This window comes from Actinomadura sp. WAC 06369 (assembly GCF_003947565.1).
In the GTDB taxonomy this organism is placed as follows: domain Bacteria; phylum Actinomycetota; class Actinomycetes; order Streptosporangiales; family Streptosporangiaceae; genus Spirillospora; species Spirillospora rifamycini.
Genome location: NZ_QHJN01000355.1, coordinates 1 through 1,821 on the forward strand (window position 1 = coordinate 1; position 1,821 = coordinate 1,821).

At 71.7% G+C, this 1,821-nt stretch carries 1 protein-coding gene; it reads left to right on the plus strand.

Annotated elements, in window-relative coordinates:
• Positions 1-333 precede the first annotated feature (333 nt).
• Positions 334-1,698 (plus strand): 4-aminobutyrate--2-oxoglutarate transaminase, encoded by a 1,365-nt coding sequence (gene gabT / locus DMH08_RS39375; RefSeq protein ID WP_125621363.1) that lies wholly within the window; start codon positions 334-336, stop codon positions 1,696-1,698.
• Positions 1,699-1,821 lie beyond the last annotated feature (123 nt).

Sequence of the window (1,821 nt, forward strand, 5' to 3'; positions counted from 1 at the left end):
CCGCGTGCCCGGGGGCGGGGGGCACCGCACGTTGCGTCGCCTCGAACGACATTTACCCTCGATCCATTTATATTGGACGTTGTCCTATATTGAGTAGCGAGACCGTAAGCAGCCCCTCTGCGGCACGTCAAGGGGTCGTTTCCGCTGCACTCGGCGATGCGGCCGCCGTCCGCGCGCGGGATTCCTTAAAGGGGGCGGCCTCTCGGGAATGGCGGCCACGGGCGAAAAAAGAGCGCCGCCGTCGCGGTCAACAGACGGGGCGTCCTTTCACGGGCGCGGATTTCGCCGTCCCGTACGGTCCCGCCGGCCGCGGGCCGCGCCTAGGTTCGGCACATGATCAGCCAGGACAGTGCCCTCCCGGAGACCGCGGCCGCCCGGCTGCCGCAGGAACGCCGCGTCGTCACCGAGATCCCCGGACCGAACTCGCGGGCGCTCCAGGAGCGCCGCAAGGCCGCCGTCCCCCCGGGCGTCGGCAGCGTCCTGCCCGTCCAGGTGACCGACGCCGACGGCGGCGTGGTCGTGGACGCCGACGGCAACTCGTTCATCGACTTCGGTTCGGGCATCGCCGTGACCAACGTCGGCAACGCCAACCCGCGCGTGGTCGAGCGGGTGAAAGCGCAGGTCGAGCGGTTCACCCACACGTGCTTCATGGTCGCCCCGTACGAGGGGTACATCGCGGTGTGCGAGAACCTCAACCGGATCACGCCCGGCGACCACGAGAAGCGCTCCATGCTGGTCAGCAGCGGCGCCGAGGCCGTGGAGAACGCCGTCAAGATCGCCCGGTACGCGACCGGACGGCAGGCCGTCGCGGTGTTCGACCACGGCTACCACGGCCGGACGCTGCTCACGATGACGCTCACCGCGAAGAACATGCCGTACAAGCACGGGTTCGGGCCCTACGCGCCCGAGGTGTACCGGATGCCGCTCGCCTACCCCTACCGCTGGCCGTCCGGGCCGGAGAACTGCGGCCCGGAGGCGGCGGCGCAGGCCGTCGACCAGATCACCAAGCAGATCGGCCCGGAGAACCTCGCGGCCGTCCTGGTCGAGCCGATCCAGGGCGAGGGCGGGTTCATCGAGCCCGCGCCGGGCTTCCTGCCCGCGCTCGCCGAGTTCTGCCGGACGAGCGGCGCCCTGTTCATCGCCGACGAGGTCCAGACCGGCTTCGCCCGCACCGGCGACCTGTTCGCGTGCGAGCACGAGGGGATCGTCCCCGACCTGATCACCACCGCGAAGGGCATCGCGGGCGGGCTGCCGCTCGCCGCCGTCACCGGCCGCGCCGAGATCATGGACGCGGTGCACGGCGGCGGCCTCGGCGGCACCTACGGCGGCAACCCCCTCGCCTGCGAGGCGGCCCTCGCCGTCCTCGCGGAGATCGAGGAGCACGACCTCGCCGCCCGCGCCCGCCGCATCGGCGGCGTCATGCTGCCCCGGCTGCGCGCCCTGGCCGAGCGGTTCCCCGCGATCGGGGACGTCCGCGGGCGCGGCGCGATGATCGCGATCGAGCTGGTGCAGCCGGGCACCAAGGAGCCCGACCCCGGGCTGACCGCCGAGATCGCCCGCCGCTGCCACGCGCGCGGCCTGCTCGCCCTGACCGCCGGAACGTACGGCAACGTCCTGCGCTTCCTGCCGCCGCTCGTCATCCCCGAGCACCTGCTGAACGAGGGGCTGGACGTCATCGAGGAGGCGTTCGCCGCCTGACAGTGATGATGTAGGTGAGCGCCTCCCACCGGGGTCTGACCCACCGCCTGACTGACCTTCGGGTCCTTAACGGGATCTGTCGGCTCCGGCGGGAGGCGCTCGTGTGCACTCACTGGTTGTGGC

What these genes read in the sequence shown, in the direction of transcription:
- gabT (WP_125621363.1), top strand. Translation starts at nt 334, where the DNA reads ATGATCAGCCAGGACAGTGCCCTCCCGGAGACCGCGGCCGCCCGGCTG.